The organism is Bradyrhizobium sp. URHA0013 (assembly GCF_000518345.1).
Lineage (GTDB): Bacteria > Pseudomonadota > Alphaproteobacteria > Rhizobiales > Xanthobacteraceae > Bradyrhizobium.
Genome location: NZ_KI912427.1, coordinates 813,286 through 832,993, shown reverse-complemented (window position 1 = coordinate 832,993; position 19,708 = coordinate 813,286). Strand labels below are relative to the sequence as shown.

At 64.5% G+C, this 19,708-nt stretch carries 14 protein-coding genes; 8 read left to right on the top strand and 6 right to left on the bottom strand.

What is annotated here, in order from left to right:
- Window positions 1-38: 38 nt before the first annotated feature.
- Genes N551_RS0133325 through N551_RS0133315 form a run of 3 tightly spaced genes read right to left on the bottom strand, consistent with a single transcriptional unit; the run spans window position 39 to window position 3,586 of the window.
- The gene (locus tag N551_RS0133325) at window positions 39-914 is read right to left on the bottom strand and encodes an ABC transporter permease (protein ID WP_027570602.1); all 876 of its coding nucleotides are present in this window, start codon (window positions 912-914) and stop codon (window positions 39-41) included.
- A 2-nt stretch (window positions 915-916) separates the two neighbouring features.
- Window positions 917-1,867 (bottom strand): ABC transporter permease, encoded by a 951-nt coding sequence (locus N551_RS0133320; protein ID WP_027570601.1) that lies wholly within the window; start codon window positions 1,865-1,867, stop codon window positions 917-919.
- 27 nt (window positions 1,868-1,894) lie between these two features.
- Window positions 1,895-3,586, bottom strand: a complete 1,692-nt coding sequence (locus tag N551_RS0133315; protein WP_027570600.1) for a peptide ABC transporter substrate-binding protein — start codon at window positions 3,584-3,586, stop codon at window positions 1,895-1,897.
- A gap of 219 nt (window positions 3,587-3,805) precedes the next feature.
- Between N551_RS0133315 and N551_RS0133310 the strand changes: the two genes are divergently transcribed.
- The 5 genes from N551_RS0133310 to N551_RS0133290 all read left to right on the top strand — a co-directional run bounded on the left by N551_RS0133310 (window position 3,806) and on the right by N551_RS0133290 (window position 9,390).
- Window positions 3,806-4,438, top strand: coding sequence for a cupin domain-containing protein (locus N551_RS0133310; RefSeq protein WP_027570599.1), 633 nt, complete (start codon window positions 3,806-3,808; stop codon window positions 4,436-4,438).
- A gap of 139 nt (window positions 4,439-4,577) precedes the next feature.
- Entirely contained in the window at window positions 4,578-6,419 is a 1,842-nt protein-coding gene (locus tag N551_RS0133305) for an ATP-binding protein (RefSeq protein ID WP_027570598.1), read from the top strand.
- 77 nt (window positions 6,420-6,496) lie between these two features.
- Window positions 6,497-6,946, top strand: a complete 450-nt coding sequence (locus tag N551_RS0133300) for a cupin domain-containing protein (RefSeq protein ID WP_027570597.1) — start codon at window positions 6,497-6,499, stop codon at window positions 6,944-6,946.
- A gap of 41 nt (window positions 6,947-6,987) precedes the next feature.
- Complete coding sequence (locus tag N551_RS0133295; protein ID WP_027570596.1) at window positions 6,988-8,061, top strand: hypothetical protein; 1,074 nt, start codon at window positions 6,988-6,990, stop codon at window positions 8,059-8,061.
- 153 nt (window positions 8,062-8,214) lie between these two features.
- Entirely contained in the window at window positions 8,215-9,390 is a 1,176-nt protein-coding gene (locus N551_RS0133290; protein WP_027570595.1) for a YncE family protein, read from the top strand.
- Between the two features lie 36 nt (window positions 9,391-9,426).
- Here N551_RS0133290 and N551_RS0133285 read toward each other — a convergent pair whose 3' ends face one another.
- Entirely contained in the window at window positions 9,427-10,245 is an 819-nt protein-coding gene (locus tag N551_RS0133285; RefSeq protein WP_027570594.1) for an ABC transporter substrate-binding protein, read from the bottom strand.
- A 255-nt stretch (window positions 10,246-10,500) separates the two neighbouring features.
- Between N551_RS0133285 and N551_RS0133280 the strand changes: the two genes are divergently transcribed.
- Window positions 10,501-11,694: an efflux RND transporter periplasmic adaptor subunit gene (locus N551_RS0133280; protein ID WP_027570593.1), complete on the top strand. Its 1,194-nt coding sequence runs from the start codon at window positions 10,501-10,503 to the stop codon at window positions 11,692-11,694.
- Window positions 11,695-11,718: 24 nt separating this feature from the next.
- Window positions 11,719-14,877, top strand: coding sequence for an efflux RND transporter permease subunit (locus N551_RS0133275; protein WP_027570592.1), 3,159 nt, complete (start codon window positions 11,719-11,721; stop codon window positions 14,875-14,877).
- On the opposite strand, the gene N551_RS0133270 is transcribed toward N551_RS0133275, so the two are convergent.
- Both N551_RS0133270 and N551_RS0133265 read right to left on the bottom strand, forming a co-directional pair.
- A complete protein-coding gene (locus tag N551_RS0133270) occupies window positions 14,874-17,141 on the bottom strand; it encodes a cation:proton antiporter (protein ID WP_035963396.1) in 2,268 nt (755 codons plus the stop codon). The genes N551_RS0133275 and N551_RS0133270 overlap by 4 nt on opposite strands.
- A gap of 430 nt (window positions 17,142-17,571) precedes the next feature.
- Complete coding sequence (locus N551_RS0133265) at window positions 17,572-18,744, bottom strand: MFS transporter (RefSeq protein WP_027570590.1); 1,173 nt, start codon at window positions 18,742-18,744, stop codon at window positions 17,572-17,574.
- 59 nt (window positions 18,745-18,803) lie between these two features.
- On the opposite strand from N551_RS0133265, the gene N551_RS0133260 reads away from it, so the two are divergent.
- The gene (locus tag N551_RS0133260) at window positions 18,804-19,655 is read left to right on the top strand and encodes a helix-turn-helix transcriptional regulator (protein ID WP_027570589.1); all 852 of its coding nucleotides are present in this window, start codon (window positions 18,804-18,806) and stop codon (window positions 19,653-19,655) included.
- Window positions 19,656-19,708 lie beyond the last annotated feature (53 nt).

Genomic DNA, 19,708 nt, shown 5'->3' with positions numbered 1-19,708 from the left:
TTCGATCGAGACAGCTCGGCTCGTCGCCAGTTTGCAGATCATGGGATGTTCATCCGCGGGTCGAGCGCGTCGCGCAAGCCGTCGCCGAGGAAGTTGAAGCTCGTCACCGCCAGCGTGATGGCAAGGCCCGGCGCAATCGCGAGCCAGGGCGCGCTGGTGAGATAGATCTGTGCGTTGTTGAGCATGTTGCCGAGGCTCGCGGCCGGCGGCTGGATGCCGTAACCGAGATAGCTGAGATAGGATTCCAGCAGAATTGCCTTGGCGACGTTCAGCGTCGCCGCCACCACGATCGGCGCAATCGCATTCGGTACGAGCTCGCGGAACATGATCCGCAGGTTCGACGAGCCGAACGCGAGTGCAGCAACCGCAAACTCGCGTTCCCGCAGCGAGCGCACCTGGGCCTCGACGACGCGGGCCACCCACATCCAGGCGGTTGCCGCGATCAGCACCGTGGTGGTGACGAAGCCGGGCTCGATGAGCGCCGCGAGCGCAAGCAGCAGGAAGATGGTCGGAAAGCACAGCATCGCATCGACGAGCCGCATCAGCACCGCGCCGACCACGCCGCCATAGAAGCCGGCGAAGGCGCCGACTACGATGCCAACCGCCATCGCGATCACCATCGCGACGAAGCCGATCGACAGCGAGACACGCGCGCCCATCATCAGCCGCGCCAGCACGTCGCGGCCGAGCTCGTCGGTGCCGAGGATGTGCGCGCCCGACAGCGGCGGTGCGAACCGCTTCATGATGTCGATATAGGTGTCGTCGAACGGCAGGAGGTACGGGCCGAATGCCGAACCGAGAACAAGGACGAGAATGATCACCGCGCCTGCAAGCGCAAGCCGGTGCCGACGAAATCGCCGCCACGCGGCCTGGCCCGGCGCAATTTGATCGGTGGAGAGGGCGGCAGTCGTCATCCCTAGCCCACCCGGATGCGCGGATCGACGACGGCATAGAGGATGTCAGCGAGCAGCGATCCGATCAGCACCATGACCGCCGAGAACATCAGGATGCCCATCACCACGGGATAGTCGCGATAGCCGATAGAATCGAGGAACAGCCGGCCCATGCCGGGCCAGGTGAACACGGTCTCGGCGACCAGCGCACCACCGAGCAGCGTCGGAAACTGAAGGCCGCCCACCGTGATCATCGGCAGCAGCGCGTTCCGCAAGGCGTGAACGGTAAGGATTCGCCATTCCGGCATGCCCTTGGCGCGCGCGGTGCGAATGTAGTCCTGGTTGATGACTTCGAGCATCGAGGAGCGCATGAAGCGGCCCCACATCGCGGTCTCGACCAGCGCCAGCACCAGCGCCGGCGCGATGAGATGATGAAGCAGATCGAGCGGCGAGCCATCGCCGACGGTCTGCCGGTTGCCCGCCGGCAGCCAGCCGAGCTTCACCGAGAACACATAGATGGTGACGAGGCCGAACCAGAAGGTCGGGATCGACAATGCGATCATGGCGCCGACGGTCGCCAGCGAATCGAACAGCGAATAGCGGCGCAGCGCACCGAGCACACCGATCCAGCAGCCGAGCAGGACCGCGATGATGGTCGCAGTCGCCATCAGTTCCAGAGTGGCGCCAAGATGCGACGAGATCACCGCCAGCACCGGCTCGCCGTCGCGATACGAGCGGCCCCAATCGCCCCTCAGCATCCGGCCGAACCAGTCGAGATACTGGATCGGCAGCGAACGATCGAGGCCAAGCTGCCTGGTGACGCGATCGAGATCCTCCTGGGTCATCTGCGCGGACGCCGCGAATTGCGAGAGCGGGCCGCCCGGCGCCAGATGCAGGATGGCGAAGCCGATCGCGGACACGATCACCAGCAACATGATCGCCTGCGCCAGGCGATTGGCGACGTAACGGGCCATCTCAGGCGATCTCGCGCACCTGAACCATCAGGCCCAATACCATTCGCGGATGTTCCAGCAGTTGATCGACATGTTGATGTTGGGGCGGAAACCCTGGAGTCCTTCCTTCACGCCTTCGGCAATGAAGCCCTGGAACAGCGGCAGGATCGCGAGGTCGTCGCGGATGAGCTTCTGCAGATTGCCATAGGTCGTCTTGCGCTGCGCCAGATCGAACTGCTTGGCACCTTCTGCGAGAAGTCGATCCGCCTCCGGGTTGCGATACTGATAGGTGTTGTAGCCGCGGCCACCCTTGGCAGGAATAGCGCCGGAGCCGAAGCGGGGCGTCACGTCGGGGTCGCTGCCGAGCATGAAATTCACCCCCACGATCACCGAGTTGAATTTCGATTGCTGCCAGAAGTCGCCCCAGATCACCGCGGCCGGCATGTTGTTGACGCGCATCGCGGCACCGATTGCGCGCCAGTCCTGGATCAGCAACTGCTGGGTCTGCTCACGCACCGCATTGCCCGAGGTCGTTGAATTGGTGAATTCGAGCTTGACGCCGCCTTTCTCGCGCACCCCGCCGGCGCCGCGAACCCAACCGGCGGCATCGAGCAGCGTGTTGGCCTTGGCCGGATCGTATTTGTGCTGCGGCAGTCCCTGCTGGAACGACCAGGCCTGTTGCGGCACGAAGCTTTCGGTCTGCGTCGGCAAGCCGTAGTTCAGCGCGTCGATAATCGCCTGCTTGTTGATCGCGAGATACAGCGCCTCGCGCACGGTGCGGTCCGCCAACGCGCCGAACTCCAGATTGGGCGCGATGTGCTCCACCGACGACGTCGAGGAGACGAAGATCTTGCGCCCCTTCAGCGTCTTCGCCTCCTGCACGAAGTTTGGCAGAATGCCTTGCAGGCCGGTGTAGTCGACCTGGCCGGTGCGGAACTGGGTGTAGAGGACGGTGAGATCGGGAATGTATTTGAACACCACGCGTTCGACGTACGGCCCCTTGCCGTGATAGCCGGTGTGAGCATTCAACTGAATGTGGTCGCCCGGCACGCGCTCGCCCCAGCGGAACGGTCCGGTGCCGACAGGCGCGTTGTGGAACGGCGAGGCGTTCGGATCGGTCACCTTCTCCAGGATGTGCTTGGGCACGATAAAGGTCAGCGATCCCAGGATCGACATGTAGGGCGAATAGGGAGCTTCCATGCGCCAGTGAATCTCGTCGGGCGCCACGACCTTGATGTCCTTCACGAGGCTATGGCCGACGCGGCTGCGCGCGCGGAAATCGGGATTGTTGATCAGCTCGAGCGAGAACTTGACGTCGTCGGCCGTGAACGGCGTGCCGTCGTGCCATTTCACGTCGCTGCGGAGCTTGATCTTCCAGGTCAGGCCGTCGGCCGACAGGCCGCCATTCTCAAGGGTCGGGACTTCGCGGGCGAGATCGGGAACGAACTTGCCGTCGGGATCGATGAACCAGAGCGGCGAGAACACCTGCCACCAGATGCCCTGATCGACTTCGATGCCCGGCATCAGGGGATGAAAGACCGTCGGCTCCTGCGACAGCGCCGCGATCACCTGCCCGCGCGGCTTGTCCGGCGGATTGGTCGGGCGTTCGGTCTGCGCGAATGCGTTGCCTGAAAGCGTCCATCCCGCCGCGGCGCCCGCGCCGAGCTGGAATATCTGACGGCGGTTCGGATTGCCGAGATGCAGTGCCCCAACGCCGAACTTCCCGGTGTCGTACGCCATGACCACTCTCCGTTGTCGCACGCGGCACCGTCTCCCGCGCCCCGAGATCCCCGGCAAAGGGACAGGAGTGGGCTTTAGTGCTTCTAAATTTTTCTATCAAAAGTTCATCACGACTAAATACAGCTGTCAATCGCATTGCTAGGATGCGCGACCTTTTCACTTCGACTGAAGCTCCAGACCGTCGTTGTCCGGGGCTGAGATGATGCACGGGAGAGCGACATGGATGGTCGCGGCGAGATCAGCGATCCGAAGGATGCTCCGGCGACCGAGGCCGACGATGCCGTCGACCAGCGCCTGGGCGAGACCGTGCGGCTGCTGCGGCAGCGTGCGGGCCTTTCGATCCAGGACGTTGCTAACAAGACCGGCCTCTCCAACGGCATGATCAGCCAGCTCGAACGCGCGCGTGCCATGCCGTCGATACGGACGTTGCGCCTGCTCAGCATCGCGCTCGACGTTCCCATCTCCTATTTCTTCGAGACCACCGATCCCGCCGATGTGCAGCGCTACATCGTGCGCAAGAACAGCCGGCGTCTGCTGCGGCTCACCGCCAGCGGTGTCGTCAAGGAGGCCTTGACGCCGGCAGACAAAGGCCAGCTCGAACTCTACGAGCTCACGCTCAATCCCGGCGCCTCGTCCGGCACTGATTTCCTACAGCACACCGGCGAGAAGGCGGGCTATATCCTCTCGGGAAGCCTGCGGCTGTGGCTCGACAACCAGGCCCATCTGCTCGAGGCCGGCGACAGCTTTCGCTTTCCGAGCATCGTTCCGCACATGTTCGACAACCCGACCCAGCAGACGGCCCGCGTGATCTGGGTGACCACGCTGCGCCAGACCGATTCGCCGGCAGGTTGAAGCGCCGCCGACCCGGCACCACCGCAAATTGCCCCTCGACGCCGCCGCGCGGAATCTGTAGCTCACATCTGTAGCTGACGTGGAGCCGGACATTGACAGGGCGCCACGGGGGCCGCGACTGACGCGTTGGTGTGAGACCATGAAACTCAGGGGGCTTCTGACACTCGCGATGGCCGCGCAGGTCATCGTGACCGCGGCGGCTCTCCTCGTCTCCTATGCCGCGACCGGAACCGGGTTCGGCATTGCCCAGATCGTCGCCCTGCTCGCAAGCGGCGCCATTGCGGTCCTGCTCGCTCGTCTGTGCACGCGCGCGATCGAAACCGCGCAGGAAAAACGCGCCGCCGCGCTACTGGCCGAGCAGGCGCAGGCCAGCGCGCAGATGACGCAAGCCGTCATCAAGACCGCGCTCGACGCCTTCATTCAGACCGACCAGAGCGGCACCGTGCTGGAATGGAGTCTTCAGGCCGAGGCCCTGACTGGATGGACGCGCAAGGAGGCGCTCGGCACCGACGTCGTCAACCTCCTCATCGCCGAGCCGCTGCGCGACGGCTTCAGGCAACGCATGATGCGGCTGCTGCCGGAATTGTCGGATACGCCGATCGGCATCCGGTTCGAAGCGACCCTGCTGCACCGGGACGGCGACGAGATCCTGATCGAGGCCTCCAGCACGGCGCTCCGCATCGGGGGGCGCACCCTCATCAACAATTTCGTCAAGGACGTCACCCAGAAGCGCGCCGCCGCGGAGCAGCTGATCCAGGCCCAGAAGATGGAGGCGATCGGCCAGCTCACCGGCGGCATCGCGCACGAATTCAACAACATGCTCACCGTGATCACGGGCACGATCGAGATCCTCGCCGACGCCGTGAAGGACAATCCGCCGCTTGCGACCATCACCAAGCTGATCAGCGACGCCGCCGACCGCGGCGCCGCGCTGACGTCGAGCCTGTTGTCCTTTGCCCGCAAGCAGGCGCTCAAGCCGGCCGAGAGCGATGTCAACGAACTGCTCGAAGAGCTCGCAAAGCTGCTTCGGGCAACGTTCGACAAGAAGATCGAGATCGTGACCCGGCTCGACGGCAACATCTGGCTCGCCCTCGTCGATCGCGGCCAATTGAGCTCGGCACTTCTCAACCTCGCGATCAACGCCCGCGACGCGATGCTGGACAGCGGCAGACTGACGTTGACGACGCGCAACGTCGTGTTCGGCGTCCGCGAGGCCGTGGCGGTCGGGGCCGGCTATGCCGGCGACTATGTCGAGATCGAGATAGCCGACACCGGCACCGGCATTCCGCCGGCCATTCTCGAGCGGATCTTCGATCCCTTCTTCTCGACCAAGGACGTCGGCAAGGGCACGGGGCTTGGGCTCAGCATGGTGTTCGGATTCATCAAGCAGTCCGGCGGCGGCATCAAGGTCGCTTCCGAAGAAGGACGCGGCACGATTTTCACGATCTACCTGCCGAAGGCGGAGGCGAGCACGCTTCGCCCGACCGGCTATGACGAGCGCAAGGTCGTGGGCGGGACGGAAACCATCCTTTGTGTCGAGGACGACCGCGACGTCCGCCAGTACGTTACGGTCCAGCTCGAAAGCCTCGGCTACAAGGTCATCCCGGCCGCCAATGCGGCCGAGGCACTCGCCATCGCGGCCGAAGGCACGCCCTTCGACCTGCTCTTCACCGACATCGTGATGGCCGGCAGCTTGAATGGACGAGAGCTCGCCGACGAGATGGTGGCAGCGCGCCCCTCGCTGCGGGTGCTGTTCACGTCGGGCTATGCCTACGACGCTCCGCATGCGCAGGGACGCGCCACCAAGGGCGCGCCGCTTCTGACAAAGCCCTATCGGAAGGCCGAACTCGCGCGCATGCTGCGCCGCTCTCTCGACACCGCCGTCGACGCGGTTGGCGATCCGATCCCGACGCCCTATTCGGTGCAGGCCGATCTCGAAGGCTTTCTGCGCAGGCAGGCCGCTGAACGCGACAGGCGTTAGGGCGCGTCTTGCGCATGGACAGCGCATGGCTGCTGCGCAACACTCCGTGTCAGTTACAATCCCATTGGAGGCGAGCCATGACGTCACTCGAAAAAGGCATCACCGCGAACGGTACGGGCTATGGCGGCAAGACCTGGAACATCCTCGGCCAGGTCTACTTCCCCAAGGCCGTCACCGAGTCCACTTTCGCGTTCGAGACCAACAGCGATCCCGGCCAGTTCGTGCCGGTGCACATCCATCCGACCCAGGACGAATTCATCCTGGTGCAGGAAGGCACGCTCGACCTCAAGCTCGACGGCAAATGGGTCAAGGCCCACGCCGGCGACCTCGTGCGCCTGCCGCGCGGCATCCCGCACGGCTATTTCAACAAATCCGACAAACCGGCCCGTGCGTTGTTCTGGGTCTCGCCGATGCAGAAGCTGGAGGCGTTGTTCAATCAGCTCCATGACCTGACCGACCCGGCCGAGGTCGTGCGCATCTCGGCGCTGCACGAGGTCGACTTCCTGCCGCCCGAAGCCAACGACTAGGCTACGATCCCCCGACCGACGAATCGTTGGGGGAACCGGCCATGCCTGCACGACGTCAACTCCTCGCAATCATCGCGGCGCTTGGGCTGCTCCTTACGACGCTGGTCCCGTGCCGGGCGCAAACGCTCACTGCCAGGCAATCGGAGGCGGTTGCGAACTACGACCGTGCGCTCGGCGACTTCAAGGCGATTCTGGCCGAGCGGCGCCGCCAGATCGACGCCAAGCAGCCGCTGCCGAATCTGCCGGGCCAGGCGCTGTATCTGGCACGCGTCGCCGTGATCAGTGCTTACAAGGATCTTACCGACGCCATGCCGTCGCGGATCGGCAGGCCCAACAAGTTCGAGATACCTCCGGCCTATTTCGATGCCGACATCGAGTCGCTGGTCGACGAATACTCAAAACTGTTCGAGATCATGGAAGCGCCGCCGGCCGGGGCGCAGAACTCGGCGACGCCGTTCAAGGACGTAGTCGATCTCGCGGGCGCGATCGCGCGCGCCAAGGGGCTTGCGCCTGACCACGCCGAAGCCGCGGGCCGGATCAGCCTCGGGCTGTTCTTCGCCGAGACCAACGGCAAGCAGAACGTCCGCAACGGGCGCTCGAACACCTATATGGGCAGCTTCCAGACCGGCCCATCCGAGGACCGCAACGGCCGCAGGAAATGGGAGACCATCAAGGCCGAGATCGCGGCCGCCGATCCCGGGTTAAGCGCGCGCGACGACAAGGAGGAGGCGCGCGCCCGCGGCACCGATCATCGCTTCAATCATTGGACCAACGTGCGCGACGGCCTGATGAACGCGCATGCGGATGTTTTCCGGGAGATCCCGGGAATCGTGAAGACGCTGCCCGACCCGATCGACCAGATGAAGCTGTTCGAGCTGATCCAGATCGTTCCTACGCCGACGCGGTCGGCGCTCAAGTCCGGCGATCTCCTGAACTACAGGGTGTTCAGTCCGACGATCATGAAGCACCTGCGCAACAACAGCATCTTCGCATTTGGACAGGCCGACCGGGCGCGCACCTCGGCAAGCTTCCGGGAAATCCTTGGCGCGATGTGGCTGTTCAAGCGAAAGTTCGAGAAGGCGATGGCGAAATATGCGGAGATCAAGCCGCGTTGAGGGGCGTCGCCGCGTGGCACGCGGGTGAGAGCTAGCTCCCGCCTTGTAGCCGTCCGTCGGCGTCTTCAAAGGCAAACGGTCGCCGCCTGGTCATTGCGTCCTGCGTCCGGTGCATTTAGCTTCTCCGGACAAGAACAAATCTCGGGGGGACACATGACAGCCGCTCTTCGCAAGCGCACGCACCGTGCCGCATGGGCCTTGATCTCAACATCGCTGGCCGGCCTGGCCAATTTCGCCGCGCATGCCGAGATCGTCGTCACGGCCAATGACGGCAAGATGGTGCTCGAGAACGGCAGCGCCGTGATGCGCAAGCAGCCGCTGCCCGACACGGTGAGCGTCATCGACTTCACCGACGGTGCCTTGAAACTTCTCGGCGAGGTGCCCGCCCCGGCCAGCGTCGTCGGCCCGCCTCCGAGCGTGGCCATTGCGCCGGATGGCGCGTTCGCCCTCGTCACCGGCGCGATGAAGCTCGATCCTGCGGATCCGGCCAAGACGGTGCCCGACGACAAGCTCTCGGTCATCGACCTGAAATCCGTACCCCCCAAAGTGCTGGCGACCTTGCAAGCAGGCGCCGGCGCTGCCGGCGTTTCGATCAACCGCGCGGGCACGCTGGCACTGGTCGCGAACCGCAGCGAAGGCACAGTCTCGGTCTTCACGATCAGCGGCGGCACGCTGGCGCCGGCCGGCAAGATCCAGCTCGGCGACGCCAAATCAGGACCCAGCCACGCCGTCTTTTCCCATGACGGCGCGACCGCGCTGGTCACGCGCGACGGAGACAGCAAGATCTCGCTTCTGACTGTGGACGGGAGCAAGGTCGAGTACGCCAAGCGCGATCTCTCCGCGGGCATCCGCCCCTACGACATCGACCTCACCGGCAGCGCCGCCGCCATCGTCGGCAATGTCGGCGCCAGCAGCGGCGACAACGACACGATCAGCCTGATCGACATGACGGCGAAACCGGTCCGCGTCGTCACGACGGTGAGCGTCGGCCAGACGCCGGAAGCCGTGAAGATGTCCCCGGACGGCAGCCATGTGGCCGTGACCGTCATGAACGGCTCGAACAAGCCGCCGGCCTCGCCGTTCTTCAACGATTTCGGCCTGCTCAAGGTCTACAAGATTTCGGGCACTGACCTTACGCCGGTGACGGAAGCCAAGATCGGCCATTGGTGCCAGGGCATGGTGTGGTCCAAGGACTCCAAATATGTCGTGGCCCAGTGCATGGTCGAAAACGAGCTGATCGCCTTCTCGTTCGACGGCAAGGCGCTGAACAAGACATCCACGCTCAAGATGCAAGTGAGCCCTGCGGGCATCCGCACCGCGGAGCCGTAGGGCCGGAGCGCGGCGCAGCCATCCTGCGCCGCCGTCTTATTCAGTGCGGATCGGCGTGTCCTTCAGGCCGTTGTTGTCATAGGCCTTGCGCAAGGTGCCGTTCGTCACCGCCTCGTTCATGAACTTGCTCACGTACGCCAAAGCCTGGCTGCGGCCGAGCGGGACAGCGACGGCCGTGACGGTCTTCTTGAAGGTCTCTTCGAGCACGCGCGTGCCCGGAATCTTCTGCGCCATCTTGTTGAGCTGGTCGCGCGAAAGCGCGAAGGCGTCGATCTCGCCGCTGCTGAGGAGGCCGAAGATCTCGTCGTAGGTCTGATAGCCCGTGACCTTCGCGTTCTTCAGATGCGCGACCGCGCCGCGCATCGTGGTCGTGGCGTTGACGGCCGCGACCTTGATGCCGGACTGGTCGAGCGTGGCAAAACTGGTGATGTTCGAACCGGCCTTAACGATGTAGGTGGCGTCCGCGACCTCGTAGATCGGGCCGAACATCATCCTGGTCTCGCGCTCGGGATCCTTGGGGAGCCAGGTAACGTCCCAAGCACCTTTTTCAAGAGTGCCTTTCGATGCCGCATCGGTGATCTGGCCGGAATTCTGGTGCACGACATATTCGACGGGGACGCCGAGCTGGGCGGCCATTTCCCTGCCGAGATCGACGGGCACGCCGGAATAACCGGCTTCGGTCTTGGTAGACCAGAATGCACCGCCCGCCGGACTGATTGCGATCGCGACCCGCAGCTTGCCGGTCGGTGCGATCTCGTCCTTCAGACCATCGGCTAGCGCGGGCATGGCAACGGCCGCGGCGAGAGCGAGGCCGGCAAGGACCGACTTAAGGACCGACTGGAGAGACGTGGGCATGTCATGATCTCCCGACCTTTTCTTCCTTTATTCTTCTCTTGTTCGTTCCGAACGCTTCGCGCGTCGTCGCTCGGCCTTTGAGATAATTGTGGTCGATCGTGCGCGCGATGAAAAGCGGTTTGTCATGACAAACCCCGTCAAAGGCCACACCGCCACTTGCAGTTCAAGGCCGCTGACTGCCATGGCTATGGTGTTCCATGGCCGGGTGTTTGTTGGTAGCCTGCCGCACCGAAAGATAGCAACCGGGGCCACCGAATGACGCGCGCGAATCTCGCATCACCAGCACAGCGCATTGGGGCCGGGAGGCATGTCGGGCCGGCAGTGGCCGCCGTCGCGGCCGTTGCCATCCTCGCCGGCTGTGAGGACAAGAATACGTTCGTCGCCCCGCCGCCGCCTAAGGTGGACGTCGCCGCGCCGGTGCAGCGCCCGGTGACGCGGTATGTCGAGGCCACCGGCAACACCGCGCCGGTCAAGAATGTCGATCTCGTCGCGCGCGTGCAAGGATTCCTTCAATCGATCGATTACCAGGACGGCGCGTTCGTCAAGCAAGGCACCCAGCTGTTCACGATCGAGCCTGAGACCTACAAGCTCAAGCTCGATCAGGCGCAGGCGGCCGAGGCCGGCGCGCAGGCCTCGCTCCGGCAGGCGGAAGCCGACTTCAAGCGGCAGGCCGAACTGGTGCAGCGCCAGGCGGTCTCGCAGGCGACCCTGGACACTTCGACCTCGAACCGCGACAACGCACAGGCCAACCTCCAGCAGGCCCAGGCCAACACCCGCCTCGCCGAAGTCAACGACGGCTACACCAAGGTGAGCGCACCATTCGACGGCGTCGTCAGCGCGCATATGGTCTCGATCGGCGAACTCGTCGGGGTCTCCTCCCCGACTCAACTCGCCTCCATCGTCGCGATGGATCCGATCTATGTGAACTTCACAGTCAACGAGCAGGACGTGCTGCGCATCCGTGCCGAGGCCGCTCGCCGCGGGCTCACCGCCGCCGACATGAAGCAATTTCCGATTCAAGTCGGCCTGCAGACCGAGGCCGGCTATCCGCATGAGGGCAAGCTCGACTATGTCGCCCCGACCCTCACCCAATCGACCGGCACGCTCGCGGTGCGCGGTCTCGTGCCCAACGACAAGCGGGTGCTGCTGCCCGGCTATTTCGTCCGCGTTCGCGTGCCCTTCACCCAGGAGAAGGACGCCCTGCTCGTGCCCGACACCGCGCTCGGCAGCGACCAGGGCGGCCGCTATCTCCTCGTCGTCAACGGCGACAACGTTGTCGAGCAGCGCAAGGTGCAGATCGGTCCCGTCGACAACGGCTTGCGCGTGATCGAAAGCGGCTTGAAGCCGGATGATCGCGTGGTGATCGCAGGGCTCTTGCGCGTGATTCCGGGCCAGAAGATCGACCCGCAGGTGACGAAGATCGAGCAACCGCAGGCGTCTGCCAAGTAAGATCCGCAAGTAGGAGCGCCGGCCATGATCTCAAAGTTCTTCATCGAGCGGCCGGTCCTCTCGAACGTCATCGCACTGCTGATGATCCTGATCGGCGGCGTCGCGCTGTTCAACCTCGCGATCGCGCAATATCCCGACGTGGTGCCGCCGACGGTACAGGTCACGACCCGCTATCCCGGCGCCAGCGCCAAGACCGTGATCGACACGGTTGCCTTGCCGATCGAACAACAGGTCAACGGCGTCGAGGACATGCTCTACATGCAGTCCTACAGCGGCTCCGACGGCACCTATACGCTGACCGTGACCTTCAAGATCGGCACCGACCTCAACTTCGCGCAGGTGCTGGTGCAGAACCGCGTCTCCAGCGCGCTGTCGCAACTGCCCCAGTCGGTGCAGAACCAGGGCGTCACCGTGCAGAAGCGGTCGACGTCCATCCTGCTGTTCGTGACGCTGACCTCGCCCGACAAGACGTTCGATAGCCTTTATTTGAGCAACTACGCCACCATCAACCTCCGCGACGAACTCTCGCGCCTGCCCGGCGTCGGCAACGTCACCGTGTTCGGTGCCGGTCAGTATTCGATGCGGGTGTGGCTCGATCCGAACAAGCTGCAGGTCCGTGGTCTGGTCCCGCAGGACGTCATCCAGGCGATCCAGCAGCAGAGCCAGCAGGTCTCCGCGGGCCAAGTCGGCGCACCGCCGACACCACCGGGACAGGCGTTCCAGTATACACTCAACGTCAACGGCAGGCTCGACGACACCACCGAGTTCGAGAACATCATCGTCAAATCGGGCACCAGCGGCGACGTCACGCGGGTGCGCGACGTCGGTTGGGTCGAATTGGGCGCGCAGACCTACAGCCAGATATTCTCCCTGAACAAGCAGCCGGCCACCGGCATCGGCGTGTTCCAGTCGCCAGGCGCCAATGCACTCCAGGTCGAGCAGGCCGTCGAGAAGAAGATGGCGGAGCTTGCAAAGGCCTTCCCGCAGGGCATGAAGTACGACACGCCGTTCGACACCACCAAATTCGTGCAGGCCTCGGTGCACGAGGTCTACATGACGCTGATCGAGGCCGGCCTGCTGGTGCTGGTCGTCATCCTGGTTTTCCTGCAGGACTGGCGCGCGATGCTGGTGCCGGCGACCACGGTGCCGGTGACCATCATCGGCGCCTTCGCCGCCATGGCGGCGCTCGGCTTCACCATCAACATGTCGACTTTGTTCGCGATCGTGCTCGCGATCGGCATCGTCGTCGACGACGCCATCGTCGTGGTCGAAGGCGCGGCTCACAACATCGAGCAGGGCATGAACGGCCACGACGCCGCGATCAAGGCGATGGACCAGCTGTTCGCGCCGATCGTCGGCATCACGCTCGTGCTGATCTCGGTGTTCCTGCCGGCCTCGTTCCTCGCCGGGCTCACCGGCCGCATCTATTCGCAATTCGCACTGGTGATCGCCGCGACCGCGCTTCTGTCCGCCATCAACGCGGCGACGCTGAAGCCGACGCAATGCGCACTGTGGCTGCGGCCGACGGTGCCGCCGGAGCAGCGCAACTTCTTCTATCGCGGCTTCAACGCGGTCTACAACCGCGTCGAGCGCGGCTACATCCGGCTGATCGGCGTGCTGTGCAGGAACAGCACGATCTCGGTCGCATTCGCGCTGGTGCTGATCGGGATCGGCGGCTATGGCCTGTCCCGGGTGCCGACCGGATTCCTGCCGATCGAGGACCAGGGCTACCTGATCGCCGCCGTGCAACTGCCCGACGGCGCCGCATTGGAGCGGACCCAGAAGGTGCTCGACAGAGCGAGCGAGCTCATCAAGGACACGCCGGGAGTCCAGCAGGTCATCACCATCGCCGGCATCTCCGCGCTCGACAACAGCGCCAGCCTTGCCAATGCCGGCGTCGCCTACATCATCCTGAAGGACTGGGGCGCGCGCAAAGGACCGGGCGAAGATCTGCGCTCGCTGGTCTACGGGCTGAACGACAAGCTCGCGGTCATCATGGAGGCGCGCACGCTGGTGCTGCCGCCGCCGCCGATCCAGGGCATCGGCAACGCCGCCGGTTTCTCGATGCAGGTCGAGCTGCGCGACGGCAACAGCGATTTCGCCAAGCTCCAGGCCATCACGGGCGCGATGGTCAGCAATGGCCAGAGCCAGAGCGCGCTCCAGCGCGTGCAATCCTCGTTCCGCTCGTCGGTGCCGCAGTTCAACGTCGAGATCGACCGCATCAAGACCCAGACCCTGCACGTCACGACCGACCAGGTGTTCGCCGCGCTGTCGACCTACCTCGGCTCGTCCTATGTCAACCAGTTCAACAAGTTCGGCCGCGTGTTCCAGGTCTACACCCAAGCCGATCCCGCCTTCCGCGTCACCGAGCGCGACATCGCCAACATGATGGTGCGCAACTCGAACGGCGACATGATCCCGATCGGCACCGTCGCCACGATCACGCCGGCCACCGGCCCCTCGCTGATCAGCCTTTACAATCTCTATCCGTCGTCGACCGTGATCGGCCTGCCCGCGCAAGGCTACTCCTCGGGCCAGTCGCTGAAGCTGATGGAGGAAATCGCGGACAAGACGCTGCCGCCGGGCACCGGCTTCGAATGGACCGCGATGTCCTATCAAGAGAAGGCCGTCTCCAACCAGATCTACTGGGTGTTCGGGCTCGCCATGCTGCTGGTCTATCTCGTGCTCGCCGGCCAGTACGAGAGCTGGTACGCACCGATCTCGGTGATCCTGGCGGTGCCGCTGTCGTTGCTCGGACCGATGCTGATCCTCAATGCCCTGAAGATCGACAACAATCTCTATTGCCAGATCGGCCTGATCCTCTTGATCGCGCTGTCGGCCAAGAACGCCATCCTGATCGTCGAGGTCGGGCTCGAGCTGCACGGCCGCGACGGCAAGCCGGTGCTGGAATCCGCGATTGAAGCCGCGCGCGCCCGCTTCCGCCCGATCCTGATGACGTCGTTCGCCTTCATCCTCGGCGTGGTGCCGCTGGTGATCGCGACCGGCGCCGGCGCCAGCGCGCGGAAGTCGATCGGCATCACCGTGTTCTCGGGCATGCTGGCCTCGACCTGCCTCGCGGTGCTGTTCGTGCCGGCGTTCTTCGTGGTGGTGCAGCGCTTCGAGAACTGGCGTGCGTCGAAGAAAACCCCGAAGGCGGTGGCGGTGGCCGAGGTGAAGTCCTAGGCCTTCTCCGCAGGGACCTGCCGCGCCTCACCGCTCGAGACCAGCAGCACCGAGACCTTCGCCTGCCTGAGGACGGCGTCGGCGACGCCGCCGAAGGAGAGGTGGTCGGCCTGGATGCGATCGACGCCCATCACCACGAGATCGACGTCGGTGGTCTCGATCTCGCGCAGGATCGCCGCTTCCGGCGCCCGGTTCGCGCGCAAGGTCGTGGTGATGTCGACCTCGTAGCGGGCGGCGAGATCGCTGGCGTCCTTCAGGATGCCGGCCTCGTGGCTCAGACCAGGAGAGGCGCCGCGTTGCGCGCCCTTGTCGCGCGTGGTCGCGACATAGATCACCCGGAGCGAGCCTGATCCCGCCTGCGCCAGCGCGACCGCGACCTCGGCGCCGCGCTTGGAGACGCCGCTGCCGGAGACCGGAACGAGGATGTTGAGCGCCTCGGGCGTCGGCTGCTTCAGGTGCTTGCCCTTGGCCGCCACGATCGCGAGCGGTCCTTCGAACTTCGCTGCAATGCCCTCGATCCTCCGATCGAAGCGATCCTTCGCGGCAGCAACCTTGTCGACGCCGATGACCAGGAGATCGAAGCCCTTGCGCGCTTCGTCGGCAATGGACTCGCCGAGCTCCGCACGCCTTGCCCGGGTGACGACGTCGACGCTGCCGGCATCGCCATCGCCATGGGCCGATACCGCCTCAGCGGCTTTCTTCACCACGGTTTCGGGGCTTTCCTCTTCGTCGCGACCCTTCTCCTGATCCTTGGCGCGCTTGCCGATGTGCAGCACGGTGATCGGCAGGCCGCGCATGCCGGCGATCAGGCCGGCGATGTGGGCGGCGAAGGTGGCGTTGACGCTTTCGTCCACTGCGAGCAACGGACGTTCGAGGTTGGCGACGAAGCCGCGCCTCTCGAACTCTTCGCGTTCCAGGCGCTCTTGCTCCTCCTTGTTCATCGGCAGCTTTGCTAGCGCCGCGCGCAGCATCGGCGGCATGGCCATCGTGGTCACGATCGCCATGGTGACAATCATCGTGAAAAGATTCTGGCTGAGCACGCCGATCGAAAGACCGATGGTGGCGATGATCACTTCGGTCGAGCCGCGCGCGTTCATCCCGCTTGCGAGCGCCAGCGACTCCCGCGTGTTCAGCCCGCCCACGGTTCCGCCGACGAAGGCGCCACCGAACTTGCCGACGCTGGCGATCACGACCAGCAGTCCCGTGAGCATCAGCAGATGGGGGTCGCGGAGCACCGTGAGGTCGGCGCTCAAGCCGGCCAGACCGAAGAACACCGGCATGAAGAAGCTCGAGATCAACCCGCGCAGGCGCTCGTCGATCTGCCGCGTCAGGATCGGGGACTCCCCGACCAGAATGCCGGCGACGAAGGCACCGAGCACGGTGTGGACGCCGATCAGATGGGTGATCAGCGCCATGGCGCACATCAGCAGCAGGATCACCGTGATGACCGGGGCGGTGCTGACGAGATTATCGTTGGCCCATCGAATGAGCTGGAACACGAGGCGGCGACCGATGGTGAAGCTGATGGCGAGGAAGGCCAGCGTGCCCAGCACGGCTTTCGCCACCGAGGCGATATCCAGCGTGCCGTGCGAGGCCAGACTGAATATGACGGCGATGATGATCCAGCCGATGGTGTCGTCGATGACGGCGGTGGCGACGATGATCTGGCCGACATTGCGGCGCATGAAGTTCATCTCGCGCACGACCACGGCGACGATCTTCACCGAGGAGATCGACAATGCCGTGCCCATGAACAGCGACGCAACCAGGCGGGCTTGCGGATTCGGCAACAGCGCGTCCGGCAGGAATTCACCGAGCGCGAAGCCGCAGGCGAAGGGCACGAGGATGCCCGCGATCGAGATCGCGATCGCGGCCTTGCCCACCTTCCTGACCAGCTTGAGGTCGGTCTCCATGCCGGTCAGCAGCAGCAGAAGCAGGATGCCGAACTGCGCGATGCCGTCGATCATCGCTTTCTGCTCGGGCGTTTTGGGGAAGATCGCGTGCTGTGCGTCAGGCCAGACCCAACCGAACAGCGACGGCCCCAGCAGGATGCCGGCGAGCAATTCGCCGATCACCGAGGGCTGGCCGAGGCGCTGCATGATCTCGCCGAGACCGCGGCCGACCGCGATCAACAGCACGATCTGGGCCACCAGCAGGAATTCGGACGGACCGGCCGATTTGCCGCCCTCGGCACTGGCCGCAACGGTGGTGAGGACGAGAGCCGCGGCGACAAGGCCGACCGGTCGGAGCAGGCTCCACTGCATGCAGGAATTTTCCCCCTTCATCTGCCCCGGCGAGGTGCCGGGATGACGGGGATAGAACCCGCGGTGGGCGCAGCGGGTTCCTGTCGCTTGCAGGGGGGTTGGGGGGCAACACAAAAAAACGCTAAAACAACCCCATGCACAGTAGAGATGAGGTTGAAAAGGCTGGAGAAAATTTTGTGTGCGCCGAAATCATATTTCGTATTTGCCGAAAACCGCTTGCTCCGTCGGGCAAAACACTGGCATGATGGCATGATCGAATGGCATGCGTGACTTGCCCCGACTCCCCGTCATTGCGAGCGAAGCGACTTGTCCGCCGAAGCTTTTAGCGAAGGCGGAAGCAATCCAGACTGCCGCCGCGGAAAGATTCTGGATTGCTTCGCTGCGCTCGCAATGACGACGTGGAGGCAGCCGCGCGCCTCACGCCGATCCCTCACACCGCCTGCGGTGTCCTGATCTCGCGCGGGAGAATGATCGCGGCTGCGATCGCGAGCAGGCAGAGGGCGGCGAAGGCATGCAGCATGGTGACGAAGCCGCCCTGCTCGTAGAGCCAGGCGACCAGGCCGACGGAGGCGCCGGCGGCGGTGAAGCCGATGAAATAGCGCACGGCATAGGCGCGCGAGCGCCATTCCTCGCTGGTGTATTTGCCGACCATGGCGTCGTTGACCGTGACCTGCCCGAACGCACCCATGACGATGCCGATCGAGACCAGGATCAGCGGCAAATTGGACAGGTTCGCGGCCAGATACAAAAACGGCGCCAGCGTGAAGGACAGCGGCAGCGCCACCGTCTTCAGCGAATAGCGATCGAGCAGCCGGCCGATCGTGTATTGCGTCATCGCGCCGAACACATAGACGCAGGCCGCGATGACGCCAAGCAGCGCCGGGCTTTTGGTGAGATCGGCAAGCCGCTCCGCGAACAGCTTTGGCAGCGCCACAGTGACGGCATTGAACGTGGTGGAGATCGCTATCACCACGATCAGCAGCGACAGGATCACGCGCCACATGTCCTGCTTGGCCACGCGCGCCTGCGCTGCCGCCTGCTTCGAGCCCTTGCGGTCCTCGTGCACGACCATCATCGCAAACGCGATGCCGATCAGGATGGTGACGATGCCGGGGACGATGAAGGCGAAGCGCCAGCCGAGATATTGGCCGATCACGCCGGTGACCAGCGCCGACGATGCGACGCCGAGATTGCCCCAGACGCCGTTGATGCCCATCTCGCGGCCGAGCCTGTCAGCGTAGGACACGATCATGGCGGTGCCGACGGGATGATAGATCGAGGCAAAAATGCCGATCGCGAACAGCGCCGCGCCGAGCTGCGCCGGGGTCTGCACGAAGCCGACCGAGATCATGGAGGCGCCGATGCCGACGAAGAAGATCAGCATCATGTGGCGGCGGCTCCAGCGGTCCCCAAGCCAGCCGGTGAGCAGCGACCCAGCGCCAAAGGCGACGAAGCCCGGCGTCGCATAAGGCAAGAGCTCCGAATAGGCCATGCCGAGCGCCGGTCCCATGATGATCACTGCGGCGGCGAAAATCAGCATCGCGTAATGATCGATGAAATGGCCCGCGTTGACGAAACTGATCACCCGGCTGGGGCTGTTCATGGGAATCCTCTCCTGCTCCGAAATGAGTTATATGTCTTGGGCATGACGGGATGCTGCCAATGACTGTCGTCGAGACGCCAATCCTCCGGGCGGTCCGGAGCAATCATCGCTCGCCCGCGGGCGTGCATTTGGTCGCGCGCGACTACCCCAAGGGCATGCGGATCGATCCGCATTTGCACCGCGAGGCGCAGCTGATCTATGCCGCCAGGGGCACCATGCAGGTGACGACGCCCGGGGGACGCTGGCTGGTGCCGCCGGACCGCGCGGTGTGGGTGCCGGCCGGGCTCCAGCACGCCATCGATCTGCTGGCCGACATCGAGATGCGGACGCTCTATTTCGACCTCGCCTGGCTGAAGCGCGAGCAGCGCCATGAGGGACTAACTAGGGAATTCGTGGTGCGGGTGTCGCCGCTGCTGAACCAGGCGATCCTCGCGCTGTTCGATGCGCGCAATACCGAGGAGCGGACCGATCTGCTGGTTCGGCTGGTGATGCTGGAACTGGTCCAGGCCGAGGATTCCGCGACCTTCGTGCCGCTGCCACACGAGCCGCGCTGCCGGCGCGCGGCCATGATCGTGCTCGACGATCCCACCGGCCTGCACGACATCGACGCGCTGGCGCGCGAGGTCGGAACCTCCGCGCGCACGCTGTCGCGGCTGTTTTCGACAGAGACGCAGCTGAGCTTCAAGAGCTGGTGCCAGCGCGCAAGAATTGCGGCGGCGATCCAGCGGCTGTCCACCGATGCCAATGTGTCGGTGAAGCAGCTCGCGACCCAGCTCGGCTATGCCAGCGTGCCTGCGTTTTCCGCGGCGTTCCGTCAGGTGACGGGGCGGACCCCGACGGAGTTTGCTACACACTCGGTGTCATCGCCCGGCTTGACCGGGCGATCCAGTACTCCGGGACGGCGCGGCTAGAACCGAAAAGCTGCGGCATTACTGGATGTCCCGGTCAAGCCGGGGCATGACAA

Excerpts from the sequence above, each read along its gene's own strand:
- N551_RS0133310 (WP_027570599.1), top strand. The coding sequence starts at position 3,806 with ATGGATGGTCGCGGCGAGATCAGCGATCCGAAGGATGCTCCGGCGACC.
- N551_RS0133280 (WP_027570593.1), top strand. The coding sequence starts at position 10,501 with ATGACGCGCGCGAATCTCGCATCACCAGCACAGCGCATTGGGGCCGGG.
- N551_RS0133320 (WP_027570601.1), bottom strand. The coding sequence starts at position 1,867 with ATGGCCCGTTACGTCGCCAATCGCCTGGCGCAGGCGATCATGTTGCTG.
- N551_RS0133305 (WP_027570598.1), top strand. The coding sequence starts at position 4,578 with ATGAAACTCAGGGGGCTTCTGACACTCGCGATGGCCGCGCAGGTCATC.
- N551_RS0133260 (WP_027570589.1), top strand. The coding sequence starts at position 18,804 with ATGACTGTCGTCGAGACGCCAATCCTCCGGGCGGTCCGGAGCAATCAT.
- N551_RS0133270 (WP_035963396.1), bottom strand. The coding sequence starts at position 17,141 with ATGCAGTGGAGCCTGCTCCGACCGGTCGGCCTTGTCGCCGCGGCTCTC.
- N551_RS0133295 (WP_027570596.1), top strand. The coding sequence starts at position 6,988 with ATGCCTGCACGACGTCAACTCCTCGCAATCATCGCGGCGCTTGGGCTG.
- N551_RS0133325 (WP_027570602.1), bottom strand. The coding sequence starts at position 914 with ATGACGACTGCCGCCCTCTCCACCGATCAAATTGCGCCGGGCCAGGCC.
- N551_RS0133265 (WP_027570590.1), bottom strand. The coding sequence starts at position 18,744 with ATGAACAGCCCCAGCCGGGTGATCAGTTTCGTCAACGCGGGCCATTTC.
- N551_RS0133285 (WP_027570594.1), bottom strand. The coding sequence starts at position 10,245 with ATGCCCACGTCTCTCCAGTCGGTCCTTAAGTCGGTCCTTGCCGGCCTC.
- N551_RS0133290 (WP_027570595.1), top strand. The coding sequence starts at position 8,215 with ATGACAGCCGCTCTTCGCAAGCGCACGCACCGTGCCGCATGGGCCTTG.
- N551_RS0133315 (WP_027570600.1), bottom strand. The coding sequence starts at position 3,586 with ATGGCGTACGACACCGGGAAGTTCGGCGTTGGGGCACTGCATCTCGGC.
- N551_RS0133300 (WP_027570597.1), top strand. The coding sequence starts at position 6,497 with ATGACGTCACTCGAAAAAGGCATCACCGCGAACGGTACGGGCTATGGC.
- N551_RS0133275 (WP_027570592.1), top strand. The coding sequence starts at position 11,719 with ATGATCTCAAAGTTCTTCATCGAGCGGCCGGTCCTCTCGAACGTCATC.